The organism is Mesorhizobium huakuii (assembly GCF_030160235.1).
Classification (GTDB): domain Bacteria; phylum Pseudomonadota; class Alphaproteobacteria; order Rhizobiales; family Rhizobiaceae; genus Mesorhizobium; species Mesorhizobium huakuii.
Genome location: NZ_BSNY01000047.1, coordinates 477,988 through 491,052, shown reverse-complemented (window position 1 = coordinate 491,052; position 13,065 = coordinate 477,988). Strand labels below are relative to the sequence as shown.

Sequence of the window (13,065 nt, the reverse complement as noted above, 5' to 3'; positions counted from 1 at the left end):
ATCAGGCGCCTCCGGCACACCATGACCAGACGCTATTCCGCCCTGTCGCTGTTCAAGGAGGGTCTGGCCGGCCAGACCGGCTGGAAGCAGGCATGGCGCTCGCCCGAGCCGAAGCCGTCCTACGACGCGATCGTCATCGGCGGCGGCGGCCATGGGCTCGCGACGGCCTACTACCTGGCCAAGAATCACGGCATCACCCGGGTCGCGGTGCTGGAAAAGGGCTGGATCGGCGGCGGCAACACCGGCCGCAACACCACCGTGGTGCGCTCCAACTACTACTATCCGGAAAGCGTCGAGCTCTACGGGCTGGCGCACCGGCTCTATGAAGGCCTGTCGAAGGACCTGAACTACAACGTCATGCTGTCGCAGCGCGGCATGGTCAATCTCTGCCACTCGACCGCCGAAATGGAGATCGGCGCGCGCACCGTCAACGCCATGCAGATCAACGGCATCGATGCGGAGCTGTTTTCGCCCGAAGATGTGCGGCGCGTGGCGCCGATCTATAATTTCTCCCCGGATGCGCGTTTCCCCGTCTTCGGCGGCATCTGGCAAGGCAGGGCCGGCACGGCGCGCCATGACGCGGTCGCCTGGGGCTATGCACGGGCGGCGAGCCGGCTTGGTGTCGACATCATCCAGAACTGCGAGATCACCGATTTCATCATAGAGGGCGGCCGCTGCCGCGGCGTCCAGACGACGCGCGGCACGATCCGCGCGGAGCGCATCGGCATGGCGGTGGCCGGCCACTCCTCGGTGCTGGCGGCCAAGGCCGGCTTCAGGCTGCCGATCAATTCCTATGCGCTGCAGGCCTGCGTCTCCGAGCCGGTGAAGCCGATCCTCGACACGGTGGTGCTGTCGCCAGGCTGCGGCGTCTATGTCAGCCAGTCGGACAAGGGCGAGATCGTCATCGGCGGCGGGCTCGACCGCGTCCCCTCCTATGCGCAGCGCGGCAATCTGCCGACGCTGGAAACCGTCATCGCCGGCCTGCTGGAAATGTTCCCGATCTTCGGCCAGCTGAAGCTGATGCGGCAGTGGGCCGGCATCGTCGACGTCGTGCCGGACTCCTCGCCGATCATCGGTGAATCACCATTACCCAACCTGTTCCTCAATTGCGGCTGGGGCACGGGTGGCTTCAAGGCCATTCCCGCCGGCGGGACGCTGCTGGCGAACCTGCTGGCGACCGGCAAGCACAACGACATCAGCCGTCCCTTTGATCTCGATCGCTTCGCCAGCGGACGGCTGATCGACGAAGCGGCCGGCTCCGGCATCGCGCATTAGAGGTTTCTTGATGCAGCTCTTTCCTTGCCCGTTCTGCGGCCCGCGCGACGAGACCGAATTCCACTATGGCGGCGATGCCGGCAACGCCAGGCCGGATGGCGCCGAGGTGCCCATCGAGCGCTGGGCCGGATATCTCTATCTGCGCGGCAACCCGAAGGGCACGGCGCGCGAAATCTGGGTTCACACGAGCTGCGGCGAGTTCTTCGTGATGGAGCGTGATACCGTTACGCACAAGGTACTGTCGTCGACCGCGTTTGGCGGGGAGCACGCGGCATGACCGCCTCGCGTCTTGCCACGGGCGGCAGCGCCATCGACCGCTCGCGGCCGATCCGTTTCAGCTTCGACGGCGCAAGCGTTGGCGGTTTTGCCGGCGACACCATTGCCTCGGCACTGCTCGCCAACGATGTCGCGATCGTCGGCCGCAGCTTCAAATACCACCGGCCGCGCGGCATCTGGGGCGCCGGCGTCGAGGAGCCGAACGCACTGGTCGATATCGGCGGACCGCAGGCGACGCCGAACACGCGGGCCACGACGGAACCGGCACGCGACGGGCTGGTGGCGAAAAGCGTCAATGCCACGCCAAACGCGCAGGCCGACCGCAACGCCTTCCTCGACCGCTTCTCGCGCTTCATTCCGGCGGCGTTCTACTACAAGACCTTCATGTGGCCGGACTGGCACATGTTCGAGCCGCGCATCCGCGCCATGGCCGGGCTGGGCAAGGTCGACACCCACTGGACCTCGCCGGGCACGGCGGACCAGATCAACCATTATTGCGACGTGCTGGTGGTCGGCGCCGGGCCGGCCGGACTGGCGGCGGCCAGGCTGGCTGCCGGCGCGGGCCTCTGCGTCACGCTGGTCGACGACCAGCACAAACCGGGCGGATCGCTCGGCCATCGCGCCTGCGAGATCGGCGGCAAGCCCGCTTCCATGTGGATCGAGGAGACGGTTGCGGAGCTTACCGCCGGCGGCCACCTGATCCTGCCCGCGACCACCGCCTTTGGTATTTACGACCACAATCTGGTCGGGCTGAACCAGCGTCATTTCGATGGCCGGCGCGACACGCTGTGGCGGGTCCGGCCGCGTCATATCGTGCTGGCGACCGGTGCCATCGAGCGGCCACTGCCCTTCGCCAACAACGACCTGCCGGGCATCCTGTCGGCGGATGCGGCACTCGCCTATCTCAGGCGCCATGCGGTTCTCGTCGGCCGGCGCGTTGTCGTCGCGACCAACAATGACAGCGCTTACGGGGTCGCGGCAGCGTTGGCCGAGGCTGGCGCCGACGCGACGCTGGTCGACATCAGGCGTGACGGCATGCCCAATGCGACGGCCAAGGCGCGGCTGGTCAAAGGGCGCGCGCTTGCCGCCGCCAAGGGCAGGCTGCGCGTCGAGGGCGTGACGCTGGATGACGGCACCAGACTCGACGCCGACTGCGTGCTGGTCTCGGGCGGCTGGACGCCGACAATCCATCTGTTCGGCCAGGCCAAAGGCAAGCTCGCCTGGAGCGAGGCCCGCGCCGCGTTCCTGCCGGGCGATCCCGTCGATGGCATTTCAGTCGCCGGTGCGGCAGCAGGTTCGGTCTCGTTGTCGGAGGTGTTCGCCAGTTCGGAGAAGGCCGTTGCCTCGCACGGCAAAACGAAGGCCGCCCTACCGCTCAGCACGGGACCGGAGGCGACTGGCGGCATAGTCGCAGCGTGGCCGGTGCCCGGCTCGAAAGGGCGCATCTGGATCGACTACCAGAACGACGTGACGGTGAAGGACGTCGAGCTGGCGGCGCGCGAGAACTTCGTCTCGGTCGAGCATCTGAAGCGCTACACGACGCTCGGCATGGCGACCGACCAGGGCAAGACCTCCAACCTGCCCGGCCTGGCGCTGATGGCAGGGATTACCGGACGCGCCGTGCCGGAAGTCGGAACCACAACCTACCGTCCGCCCTTCACGCCGGTGCCGCTGGCAAGCTTTGCCGGCGCGCGCGCCGGTGAATTGATGGCGCCGGTGCGCCGGCTGCCGCTGGAGAGCGTGCATCGCGAGAGCGGCGCGGTCTTCCAGGAATATGGCGGCTGGCTGCGTCCGGCCCATTATGGCGGCCGTGGCGTCGATGCGGATCGCGCCATCCAGGACGAGGCGTTGCGCGCGCGCCGGTCGGTCGCGCTGTTCGACGGTTCGACGCTGGGCAAGATCGAGGTGATCGGTCCCAAGGCAGCCGAATTCGTCGATTTCCTCTACTACAACACCATGTCGACGCTGAAGCCCGGCCGCTGCCGCTACGGCTTCATGCTGTCGGAGAATGGCGTGGTCTTCGACGACGGCGTGCTGGTGCGGCTGGACGAGCATCGCTTCGTCGTCTCCTGCTCGTCCTCGCATGTCGCGGCGGTGCACGCCCGGCTGGAGGAATGGCGCCAGGACCGTTTTGGCCGTGACGCTGTCTATATCCACAATGCCACATCTGAGATGGCGACGCTGACCGTCTCCGGACCGAACGCCCACAAGCTGCTCGAAACAGTCGATCTTGGCCTCTCGCTCGACGATGCCGATCTGCCGCATATGGCGATCGGCCATGGCTTCTATGGCGGCGACGCTGTCCGCATCGCCCGCGTCAGCTTCACCGGCGACAGGAGCTACGAGATTTCGATCCGCGCCGATCGCGCCGAGCCCTTGTGGGCGCATTTGCGCCAGGTCGGGCAGGCATTCGATGCCGTCGTCATCGGCCTCGAAGCGCTGATGATCCTGCGCGCCGAGAAAGGCTTCATCGTCATCGGCAAGGACACGGACGGCACCACGCTGCCGCACGACCTCGGCAGCGAAGGGCCCCGCGTCAAACGCCAGACCGAATATGTCGGCCGCCGATCGCTGTTCACCGAGGAGGCCTCGCGCGGCGACCGCCTGCAGCTTGTCGGGCTGACGGTGCCGTCTGGCGAAGCGCCGCTGCCAACCGGCGCGCATGGCATCAAGCGAGAGGGCGACAGGCTGCACAGCCAGGGTTTTGTCACTTCGAGCTACCACAGCCCGACGCTTGGCCGGCCGATCGCGCTCGGCCTGATCGAGCGCGGCGCGGCGCGCCACGGTGAGACGATCGAAATCCAGCATCTCGGCAAAGTCAGGACGGCAATGATTACCGCGCCTTGCGCCTTCGACCCGGCAGGAGAGCGGCTCCATGCGTGATCTCGCGGAAAAATGGTCCGTCGCGCCGGACTGGCGCAACGCCACGATCGAAGTGCCGGGGCTCAAGATAGGCGCCGTTACCGGGCTGCACCAACGCCTGGTCAGCGGCGACCTCGCGGCATGGGCCGGGGCTTCCGGCTTCGATGGGCCGGCCGTCGGGGCATTCGGCCTGGCGGAAGGCATACGCTATTCGGTCCGCCTCGCGCGCGACCGCCTGCTTGCCGTCTCCACCACCCCCGTCGGCATGGCCACCGGGTGGTTCAGCCAGGAATTCGCCGTGACGGAAATCAGCGCCGGATTGCAGGTGTTCGAGGTCGATGGCCCGGTACTTGATGCTTTCGTCGCACGCGGGACGACGCTCGACCCCAGGCAGCCAAGCGCCAGTGCAACGCTCTCCTTCGCCGGCATCAGCGCCATCGTGTACCGCCATCAGAGCGGCTTGCGCATCCATGTCGATCGTGGCCTCGCCGCCTATCTCTGGACATGGATGGAAACGGCCGCCGCCAACATCGCCGCCGGATCCCGGAATTAGCCGGCCAAGACAGCGCCGGACATCCCGTGGTTGACTGCCGCCCCCGGGTCGGCGAGGGCGCATCTTGCGCAAATCGCTTGCAAGGGCTGGACGCCGTCGCGCAAGGATTCGACTGTGTAATCTCCATTCATGAATCGAATTCGCAGTTTGCCGGAGCAATTGCCGATCATGGTCCAAAAGCATACGAGCCGGTCATCCCCCCACCCCTGGATCGATACGGTCTGGCAAACTGTGTGTTTGAGCGACGGAATTTACAAAGCCACACCGGACGGCTCGTGGGATCTGCTCCGCAGCGTCGCGCCGGACGGGATTTCCGTGGTGTTCTTGAGCGGTCAGGCGACCGAGCCTGTCGACGTGCCATATGTCGAGGGTGAGCACTCGGTTGTCATCTCATTTGCCGCCCATGTCTATCTTGCACATGACAAAGAGGTGCGAACCGGCGCGGCGGTCCGTTTCCTGGATGTGGAGGAAGACGAATTTTCATTGGATGGCGTGAAGCTGCCGCTACCGACATTCCTGAACGCCGAAGTTCTTGTCGATGAAATGATCGCGGCAAGGCTGCTTGCGTCCGACGACGTCGTGGCCAGGGCCTTTACCGAAAAGCCAAGGCCGCCTCCAAACGCTCGGTGCAGCAGCATTTCAAGAACACCACCGGTATTACGCAGAAGGATTTCCAGTTGATCCGCCGCGCGCAGGAAGCGGTTCGGCGCTTGAAAGCCGGCGATAGTGCCGCGGCCGTGGCTTTCGATCTTGGCTATACGGATCAACCGCACATGATCAAATCCATAAAGAAGATCATGGGTTCCCTGCCCTCAAACCTCGATGCAGTCCACAAGATCTGATGCCGGGCGAGCGTTTTCGCCCGGCATCAGAGTTTCGCGGCAGCGCTTATTTCGTGACAAGCGCGGCGAATTGCTTGATGTCTTCGACATAGAATGCGGGATCTTCCCACGCGGCGAAATGGCCCGCCTTTTCCATATCGTGAAATTGCACGACATTTCCCGAGGTCTGGCGGTCCGCCCATTCACGCGGCAAACGAACGCCGCCCGGGATCGGCGCTTCAGTCGCCACCGCCACCGGCACCCCCGTGTTCTTTCCCTTGATGGTCGGCGGCTGCATCGCGTTTTGATTGTAAATGCGGAAGGAGGATGCCGCCGTTTCCGTCAGCCAGTAGATCATGATGTTGGTCAAAAGCTCGTCGCGGCCAAATCGGGCATCAGCCTCATCGCCGACCCCCATCCCGGCCATGAAGCTCATGATCCATGCGGCAAGTCCGACCGGTGAGTCGTTCATGGCGAAGGCAAGGCTCTGCGGCTTTGTCGCCTGGGCCAGATTGAAGGCGCCATGCATGAAGAACCATTGCTGGATCGCCCCGGCATAACCTTGCTCCGGCCCGCTGAGGGAGCCAAAATCCGTGGTCTGGTCCGGGTAGCCAACATCGGTCAGATGGGAGCCGATAAGCTTGTCCGGGTGACGCTGCGCCAGCGACATGGCGATCACCGACCCCAGATCGCCGCCAGCCACGATGAAGCTGCCGTAACCCAGGACGTCATTCATGAGGTGAGCAAGAATGTCGGCCACCTTGTCGGCCGGGACAGCCGTTCTGCCGGAGAAGCCGGTTCCCGGAATGGACGGCACGACGACGTGAAATTCCTCCGCCAGCGCGTCCACGACCTTGTGATAGCGGTAGAAACTGTCCGGCCACCCATGCAGCAGGAGGATCGCCGTCGCGCCCTTCTTTCTCGACGGCTGATGGACGAAATGCAGGTCGACCCCCTCGATATCAACCTTGTAGTTCGGCAATGCGTTCAGGCCCGCTTCGGCCTTCCGCCAATCATAGTCATGGAGCCAGTGGTCGGTCAGCTTCTTCATGTAGTCGAGGTTTGTGCCAGTCATCCATCCGGCTCCGGCGGGCTCATCCGGCCAGCGTGTGTGGCTCAGGCGGGCCTTGAGATCGGCGAGCTGGTCATCGGAAATGGCAATCTTGAACGGCGTCGGCTTGGCCATTGTCGTATTCTCCTGTGAGACGGCGCTGCGATCGGCGAGACCGCCGAGAAGAGCCGCCGCGACGAGGCTTTTGGCAGATTCGCGGCGGTGCATCCTCGCAGCTCCTTGTTCCTTTTCGATGGAGCCAGACTATGGGAACGGCGGCTGCACGGATTGTAAATTTGCGCAAATGGCGGCGTGCGGGATGCACGACGACAAGCGGTGCAGCGTCCCGGCAGCCCGACACGGGAACGACTATTTCCGCTTTCTAGAGGGTGAACGACCAGAACAGGCAGGCGAGCGTCGCGGCGGCGAAGATCACGAAAAACAGGCTGCGCAACAGCACGTTGCGGCGCAGTTCGTTCATGACGAAGTGGCAACCGACGACAGCCACGGCAAACAGGAACCGCCAGTTCAGCAATGCCATAAGAGCGCTGCCCTGACCGAAGGCCCATCGGGCGAGAAGGCCGCCGACGATGGTGGCAAACAGCACGATCACCGTCCAGAAGATCGCGTCGGCGGCATGGGTCAGCACGATGCTGGCCGCGCGGATCGGCAGGATCATCATCAACAGCGCGCTGAAGAAAAAGACGGCAGCGAGCGGAATGAAGGTCCCGGCATCGGCGATGCCGTCGAGCCGCCTGACGCCGATCGCGCCATAGGGGTAACCATGCCGGGCCACCGCAAGGCTCAGCGCCATGAGCAATGCGGTCAGCACGGCGACGAGTGCGAAGGTCGTGAGGGCTTTGCTCATTGTGTTCCTGTCCCGGACGAATCAGACGGGAACTTTGTAGCGGGCGGTCGTAAATTGCACGTAAGCGAGGGCACCACCGGTGCCGATTCCGATCGGTGAAAATCCGCTGCCGTCGGGCCGCTATTCGGCGGCGACCCTGCCTGCCGAGCGGTTGGCGAGCACGAAGCCGACCTCGTCCACCGCCTGCGCTGCGCGCTTCAGGATCGCCTCGGAGCGCAGAACGCCTTCGATGAAATCCTTGTCGGTGGCGTAGACGGCGGTCGGCAAGGCGAAGGCCTCGAAGAAGCCGAACAGCGGCCGCAGCTGATGCTCGACGATCAAGGCATGGCGCTCGCCGCCGCCGGTCGCGGTCAGCACGATGGGCTTGCCCCGCAACGCCGAGGGATCGATCAGGTCGAAGAAGTGCTTGAACAGGCCGGTATAGCTGCCCTTGTAGGTCGGCGAACCGACCACCAGCACATCGGCCGCGAGGATTTGAGCCAGGATCGGCTGCGCCTGGCTGTCGAGGTCGCGCGCCCATCTTGCCGTGCCCAGCGATGGGCCGACATCCTCGATATCGTAGGTAACAGCCGACAAGCCATGGCGGGCGGCGATGTCCCTGGTGACGAGATCGACGAAGGCGCGTGTCTTTGACGGCCGGGTGATGTTGCCGGAAAAGCCGACGACTGTGGGGTTTGACATGGCAGTGGGCCTCTTGGATGTCGAAGTTTGAAGTGGCGGGCCACCCGGCCCGCCGATGGGAAATCAGCTCCAGGCGTGCAGCGGCGGATTTTCGCCATTGAGGAAATATTTGCCGAGGATCGAGTATTTCCAGCGTACCGGATCGTGCAGCGTGTGGGTGCGGGCATTGCGCCAATGCCTGTCGAGATTGTGCTCGGCCAGCGTCGAGCGCGTACCCGCCAGTTCGAACAGCTTGTTGGTGGCGGCAATCGCGATCTCGGTCGACAGGATTTTGGCCTCAGCGGTGACGATCTGCGCGTGCGCCACCGTCTCGGCCGTCGGCTCGGCCACCGCCTTGTCGATCGCAAGGCCGGCCTTTTCCAGCAGCGCCTGCGCCGCGTGCAGGCGCAGCGTCAGGTCGCCGATCGCCTGTATGGTGTAGGGATCGTCCCAGGCATTGTCGACGCCGCTGTCGATCCAGGCGCGGCTCCTGGTCCGGACGAAGTGAACCGTCTCGTCGATCGCTGCCTGGGCGATGCCGGTGTCGACCGCCACCTGGATGATCTGGAAGATGGCGCCGTCGGCGGTCGGTCTGTCATAGCCCTTATAGCCGGGCACGAGATGCGTCTTCGGCACCTTGACGTTGTCGATGATGACGGTGCCGGACAAAGTCGTGCGCTGGCCGAAGCTCGACCAGTCGTCGATGACGGTCAGGCCCGGCGCGCCACGGTCGGCGATCGCATACCAGGCGCGGCCCTCGTCATCGAGCGCCACGATCGGCACCAGATGGGCAAGCAGCGCGCCGGACGAATAGAATTTGCGGCCATTGACGACGACATGGTCGCCGGCATCGGTGAAACGGGTCTCGAAGTCGGCGGCGCGCTTGGAACCGAACTCGGAGAAGGCGTTGCCGAACCGCGTGCCTTTCAGAACCTCGGCGAACAGCAGCTTCTGCTGGTCCGCGTCGGAAACGGTGCGGATGGCGGCGACGACGCCGAGATGGTTCTGTGCGATCTGACCGATCGAGGAATCCGCCGCCGAGATGATCTCGATCACCTTGGCCAGCGTCGCGTAGGACACTTCCGGCCCGCCGAATGCCTTGGGCACGTTGATCGACCACAGGCCGCTCTGCGAGAAGGCGTCGAGTTCGGCGACCGGCCAGATCCGCTCGCGGTCGCGCCTGGAGGAGTCCTTGATGAATTCGGCGGCGAGCGCGCGGGCGACCGCGATCGCTTCGGCGTCATCCCGGATGATGTGGGCCGGCGCCGATGGCCTTGCGACCGGCGGCACGGCGGCGGAAGCTTGGTCTGTCTTGACGGTCGAGACGGTCATGTTGCTGCTCCTTCGAATTTCGTTTCAGGCGACGGCATGGAGATGGGTTGGCTTGCCAGCCGGCGATGGTTGTTGGCCGGCGGTCGATTGACCGAGATAGAAGGCGCGTACATCCTCGCGCTGGCGAAGATCGGCGGCCGCGCCGGCGAGGACGGAGACGCCGTTTTCGAGCACCGTGGCGTGGTCGGCATGGCGCAGCGCAACGGCCGAGTTCTGCTCGGCGACCAGGATCGACAGGCCGGTCTCGCGGTTCAGTTTCCTCAGCGTCTGAAAGATGTCCTGGACGATGAGCGGGGCGAGCCCCATCGACGGTTCGTCGAGCACCAGCAGGCGCGGCCGCGACATCAGCGCCCGGCCGATCGCGGTCATCTGCTGTTCGCCGCCCGAGGTCAGGCCGGACAATGTCCGGCGCTTTTCCCTTAGCCGAGGAAAATAGGCGTAGATCCGCTCCAGATCCTGATTGATCTCGGCGCGGCGGCCGCTGCGGCCGATGCCGCCGGCGATCAGGTTTTCCTCGACGGTGAGGCTCTTGAAGCAGTGACGGCCTTCCAGCACCGGCACCAGGCCTGCGCGTACGAGATCGCCGGGCTTGCGGCGCGACACATCGGCGCCGTCATAGCGGATGGTGCCGGCGTTGATCTGGCCGCGCTCGGCCGGCAGGAGGTTGGAGACTGCTTTCAGCGTGGTGGTCTTGCCGGCGCCGTTGGCGCCGAGCAGCGCCAGGATCTCGCCGCGCCGGATCTCGAAGCTGACGCCATGCAGCGCCGTGATGGCGTGGTTGTAGGTGGCATGGATCGTGTCCACCGCAAGGATGACGTCATTGTCCGGCATGGGCTCTTCTTCCGCGGTTCGAGAACCGTAAGGACCGGGCGCCGCGTTCCGTGGCGCCCGGCGTTGACTGTTCAGTTGGTGGTCACGGCGTTGGCATCATCGGCGGTGCGCAGCTTGATGCCCTTCTCGGCGGCATAGGCTTCGGCCGACTTCTCGATGATTGGCCGCAGCAGCGCCCAGTCCGGCGCGATCCAGTCGGAGACGACATTCCACTTCTTGCCGTCCCATTGCTGGAAGGTCACGTAGCCCTCGCCCTCGTGATTGTCCCAGCTGACATTGATGGAGTGAAACAGGTCCTTGGCGCCGAGCGCCTCGACCTTGGCGGGATCGAGCTTGAGGTGTTCGAAGCCCCAGCGGACTTCGTCGCCGGTCAGCGTGCGGTGGCCGAACTTCTCCTGCGCGACACGGATCGCCTCGACATTGAGGATGCCGTTGACGATGCCGAGATTGTGGTAGACCGAGCCGATGCGCGACTTGTCTTCAAGGTTGCCCTTGCCGGCGCCGTAGACCGTCTTCACGATCTCCTGCACCACCGGATAGGTGTTGCCGGAGGCCTGGGTGGTGATGGCGGTGTAGCCCTTGGCGGCGTCGCCGGCCGGGATGACGTCCTCTTCCGAATTCGACCAGACATTGCCGACGATGTGGTCGACGGGATAGCCGACCTTGACCGCCGTCTTCAGCGCCACCGGGTTCATCACGCCCCAGCCGCGCAGCACGACGAAGTCCGGCTTGGCGCGACGGATGGTAAGCCACTGCGACTGCTGCTCGTTGCCGGGATGCGGCACTTCGATCTGCTGCACGGTGAAGCCGTATTTCTGCGCCAGCAGTTCATAGATCGGGATGGTCTCCTTGCCGTAGGGCGAGCCGTGATAGAGCACGACGATCTTCTTGCCCTTGAGCTTGTCGATGCCGCCTTCCTTGGCGGCGATGTAGTTCACGATGCCCGACGTTTCGCTGTAGGGGTTGAGCAGCAGCGGGAAGACATAGGGGAAGACACGGCCATCGGTGGAATCGGTGCGGCCGTGGTTGACCGTGATCAGCGGCACCTTGTCGGCGGTGATGCGGTCGATCATGGCGTAGGCGATGCCGACCGAAAGCGGGTTCCAGGCGGCGGCGCCGGCATGACTCTTCTGCCGCTCATAGCATTCGACGCCTCGCTCAACCTCATATTGGGTCTCGCATTCGTCCCAGGTCAACTTGACGCCGTTGACGCCGCCGTCGCGGATGTTGATGAGGTTGAGATAGTCGATGAAGCCGCCGAAGAAGCCGGTGCCGCCGGCCGCGTAAGGCCCGACGCGATAGCTCTGCAGCGGGAAATATTGTTCGTCGGCGTGGGCGGCGGGCAAAGCCACCGACACGATCATCGCCGCGGACAGCGCCGCCGCCTTGATGGTACTGAGGAAAGTCATCGTCAGGGTACTCCCGGTATGGGCCGTCTTGGTTCGGCCTCTGGTTCATTTTCCGATTCAGTTCGATGCGGGTTGCCCCGCAGGGCTCATGTCGACTGCCAGGCGAACAGGAGCCGTCTTCGGATCCTGTCCCACAGGGCAACCAGCCCGTCCGGTTCGAGGATCAGAAACAGGATGATGAGGGCGCCGAGCACGATGCGCTGGCTCATGTCGAGCACGCCCGAGTCGAAGACATCGCCGAGCAGGAAGCCGCCGAGGCGCGACAAGCCAAGCGGAAAGACCACGATCAGGGCGGCGCCGAAGAAGGCGCCACGGATCGAGGCAAGGCCGCCGATGATGATGATGAACAGGATCTGGAAGGAGCGGTCGAGATCGAAGCCGGCCGGCTCGACGGTCCTGAGATAGGCGAAGGCCCAGATGACGCCGGCGACGCCGATGATGAAGGACGAGATGGCGAAGGCCAGCAGCTTGGTCTTCAGCACCGGTATGCCGATGATGCGGGCGGCGGTCTCATTGTCGCGGATGGCGATGAAATTGCGCCCGGTCTGCGACGACACCAGCCGATAGGCAAGGAAGGTGAGGATGCTGACGATGGTCAGCGCGAAGAGATAGCGGCCGACAGCGCCATCCAGCGCAAGACCGCCGATCGACAGCCTCGGCGCATCGATGACGCCGGACGCGGACTCGTTGGAGAACCAGCTGAACTTGGTCAGCGCCCATTGCACGAAGAACTGCGCGGCAAGCGTCGAAACCGCGAGGTAGAACCCTTTCAGCCGCAGGCTGGGCAGGCCGAAGACGATGCCTATCGCGGCAGCGACGATGCCGGCCAGAAAGATACTGCCGATCAGCGGCAAGCCTTCAACGCGCAAGTTGAGATTGTAAGCGGCGAAGGCGCCAGCCGCCATGAAGGCGGCGCTGCCCAGCGAGACCTGTCCGGCATAGCCGGTGAGGATATTCAGCCCGACGCCGGCAAGCCCAAGGGCCAGGAACGGCAGCAGGATGGCTTCGAACAGATAGCTCGAGCCGATCAGCGGTACCACGCCATAGGCGAAGGCGAGCAGCAGGACGGACGCCATCCATTTCGGCAGCACCGGCGCAGCGGAGAAATTGCTTGTGATCGCGGTCAT

13 protein-coding genes are annotated in these 13,065 nt (G+C 64.6%); 6 read left to right on the top strand and 7 right to left on the bottom strand.

From position 1 onward, the window contains the following. Positions 1-21: 21 nt before the first annotated feature. The 6 genes from QQK95_RS24585 to QQK95_RS24560 all read left to right on the top strand — a co-directional run bounded on the left by QQK95_RS24585 (position 22) and on the right by QQK95_RS24560 (position 5,808). Complete coding sequence (locus QQK95_RS24585; RefSeq protein WP_284276974.1) at positions 22-1,275, top strand: sarcosine oxidase subunit beta; 1,254 nt, start codon at positions 22-24, stop codon at positions 1,273-1,275. A gap of 10 nt (positions 1,276-1,285) precedes the next feature. Then, positions 1,286-1,552 (top strand): sarcosine oxidase subunit delta, encoded by a 267-nt coding sequence (locus QQK95_RS24580; RefSeq protein ID WP_284276973.1) that lies wholly within the window; start codon positions 1,286-1,288, stop codon positions 1,550-1,552. Then, a complete protein-coding gene (locus QQK95_RS24575) occupies positions 1,549-4,434 on the top strand; it encodes a sarcosine oxidase subunit alpha family protein (RefSeq protein ID WP_284276972.1) in 2,886 nt (961 codons plus the stop codon). Before QQK95_RS24580 ends, QQK95_RS24575 begins: the two co-directional genes overlap by 4 nt. After that, a complete protein-coding gene (locus tag QQK95_RS24570; protein ID WP_284276971.1) occupies positions 4,427-4,966 on the top strand; it encodes an aminomethyltransferase family protein in 540 nt (179 codons plus the stop codon). The genes QQK95_RS24575 and QQK95_RS24570 overlap by 8 nt, the downstream gene beginning before the upstream one ends. 129 nt (positions 4,967-5,095) lie before the next feature. Then, positions 5,096-5,647, top strand: a complete 552-nt coding sequence (locus tag QQK95_RS24565; protein ID WP_284276970.1) for a hypothetical protein — start codon at positions 5,096-5,098, stop codon at positions 5,645-5,647. Then, positions 5,593-5,808, top strand: a complete 216-nt coding sequence (locus QQK95_RS24560) for a helix-turn-helix domain-containing protein (protein WP_284276969.1) — start codon at positions 5,593-5,595, stop codon at positions 5,806-5,808. Before QQK95_RS24565 ends, QQK95_RS24560 begins: the two co-directional genes overlap by 55 nt. 46 nt (positions 5,809-5,854) lie before the next feature. Here QQK95_RS24560 and QQK95_RS24555 read toward each other — a convergent pair whose 3' ends face one another. From QQK95_RS24555 to QQK95_RS24525, 7 genes are all read right to left on the bottom strand, one after another. Further along, positions 5,855-7,066: an epoxide hydrolase family protein gene (locus tag QQK95_RS24555; RefSeq protein ID WP_284276968.1), complete on the bottom strand. Its 1,212-nt coding sequence runs from the start codon at positions 7,064-7,066 to the stop codon at positions 5,855-5,857. Positions 7,067-7,220: 154 nt separating this feature from the next. Next, the gene (locus QQK95_RS24550) at positions 7,221-7,706 is read right to left on the bottom strand and encodes a hypothetical protein (protein WP_202324854.1); all 486 of its coding nucleotides are present in this window, start codon (positions 7,704-7,706) and stop codon (positions 7,221-7,223) included. A 120-nt stretch (positions 7,707-7,826) separates the two neighbouring features. Beyond that, a complete protein-coding gene (gene msuE / locus QQK95_RS24545; protein WP_284276967.1) occupies positions 7,827-8,387 on the bottom strand; it encodes an FMN reductase in 561 nt (186 codons plus the stop codon). 63 nt (positions 8,388-8,450) lie between these two features. Further along, positions 8,451-9,698 carry an SfnB family sulfur acquisition oxidoreductase gene (locus QQK95_RS24540; protein WP_284276966.1) on the bottom strand — a complete coding sequence of 416 codons (1,248 nt, stop codon included), beginning with the start codon at positions 9,696-9,698 and terminating at the stop codon, positions 8,451-8,453. Positions 9,699-9,722: 24 nt separating this feature from the next. Beyond that, entirely contained in the window at positions 9,723-10,529 is an 807-nt protein-coding gene (locus QQK95_RS24535) for an ABC transporter ATP-binding protein (protein ID WP_284276964.1), read from the bottom strand. A gap of 71 nt (positions 10,530-10,600) precedes the next feature. After that, positions 10,601-11,938 (bottom strand): ABC transporter substrate-binding protein, encoded by a 1,338-nt coding sequence (locus QQK95_RS24530; RefSeq protein WP_095200853.1) that lies wholly within the window; start codon positions 11,936-11,938, stop codon positions 10,601-10,603. A gap of 86 nt (positions 11,939-12,024) precedes the next feature. After that, on the bottom strand, positions 12,025-13,065 hold the full coding sequence (locus tag QQK95_RS24525; protein ID WP_284276962.1) for a branched-chain amino acid ABC transporter permease: 1,041 nt from the start codon (positions 13,063-13,065) through the stop codon (positions 12,025-12,027).

Excerpts from the sequence above, each read along its gene's own strand:
- msuE (WP_284276967.1), bottom strand. The coding sequence starts at position 8,387 with ATGTCAAACCCCACAGTCGTCGGCTTTTCCGGCAACATCACCCGGCCG.
- QQK95_RS24570 (WP_284276971.1), top strand. The coding sequence starts at position 4,427 with ATGCGTGATCTCGCGGAAAAATGGTCCGTCGCGCCGGACTGGCGCAAC.
- QQK95_RS24555 (WP_284276968.1), bottom strand. The coding sequence starts at position 7,066 with ATGCACCGCCGCGAATCTGCCAAAAGCCTCGTCGCGGCGGCTCTTCTC.
- QQK95_RS24540 (WP_284276966.1), bottom strand. The coding sequence starts at position 9,698 with ATGACCGTCTCGACCGTCAAGACAGACCAAGCTTCCGCCGCCGTGCCG.
- QQK95_RS24585 (WP_284276974.1), top strand. The coding sequence starts at position 22 with ATGACCAGACGCTATTCCGCCCTGTCGCTGTTCAAGGAGGGTCTGGCC.
- QQK95_RS24580 (WP_284276973.1), top strand. The coding sequence starts at position 1,286 with ATGCAGCTCTTTCCTTGCCCGTTCTGCGGCCCGCGCGACGAGACCGAA.
- QQK95_RS24550 (WP_202324854.1), bottom strand. The coding sequence starts at position 7,706 with ATGAGCAAAGCCCTCACGACCTTCGCACTCGTCGCCGTGCTGACCGCA.
- QQK95_RS24530 (WP_095200853.1), bottom strand. The coding sequence starts at position 11,938 with ATGACTTTCCTCAGTACCATCAAGGCGGCGGCGCTGTCCGCGGCGATG.
- QQK95_RS24525 (WP_284276962.1), bottom strand. The coding sequence starts at position 13,065 with ATGACCGCGATCACAAGCAATTTCTCCGCTGCGCCGGTGCTGCCGAAA.
- QQK95_RS24535 (WP_284276964.1), bottom strand. The coding sequence starts at position 10,529 with ATGCCGGACAATGACGTCATCCTTGCGGTGGACACGATCCATGCCACC.
- QQK95_RS24565 (WP_284276970.1), top strand. The coding sequence starts at position 5,096 with ATGAATCGAATTCGCAGTTTGCCGGAGCAATTGCCGATCATGGTCCAA.
- QQK95_RS24575 (WP_284276972.1), top strand. The coding sequence starts at position 1,549 with ATGACCGCCTCGCGTCTTGCCACGGGCGGCAGCGCCATCGACCGCTCG.